At 55.2% G+C, this 567-nt stretch carries 1 pseudogene; it reads right to left on the bottom strand.

The window, feature by feature from the left end:
- Positions 1–291: pseudogene (locus tag JF66_RS19615) on the bottom strand (hypothetical protein); the annotation flags it as partial.
- Positions 292–567: the final 276 nt, after the last annotated feature.

Genomic DNA, 567 nt, shown 5'->3' with positions numbered 1-567 from the left:
CTGGTACGTGGCACAGGTTCCGAAGGCCAGCGTCGTCGTGGGAGTGTCCACGTGCAAAACGTTCAGGCACAAGGAATTCTGGCAGGTGCCGATCTTGGCATCGAGAAAATTTTGAATCTGATCTTGGGACATCGCGTCTTGCGTGTAGAAGGCACCGTCGGAGATAATGTACCCCGGGTTGAACTCCGCCCCGGATAACGCTTGGGCCTTCTGAGGCGTGGCTACGAGCGCGAAGCTCAGCGAGACGAGGGCGAGGGAGAGCGCCACCGCGCGCATCCAGTTCAACTTCATATCCGTATTTCTTGTCTAAGCGCAGATGACCGAGCGTTCTCGTGTGCGGGCAACAATTAGTTCAAGAATCACCTCGTACCTTCAAGCTTATGTCAGGGTCGAGTCTGTATCCAGTATTGATTGCCCATGTCGCTGTCTCAGGCGAGGAACGGGTCACGCTGAGGACCACCCCAGCGATCAATGATCATCTTCTCTTCGAAGGAATGCACCAGCGGATCTCGTGATCTCGACTCGAAATGGAAGAGTTCGACATCCGCCAGCCACAGCAGTCGATAG

Origin of the sequence: Cryobacterium sp. MLB-32, assembly GCF_000738085.1 — a bacterium.
Taxonomy (GTDB): Bacteria; Actinomycetota; Actinomycetes; order Actinomycetales; family Microbacteriaceae; genus Cryobacterium.
This window is presented reverse-complemented; position numbering and strand designations above follow the sequence as displayed.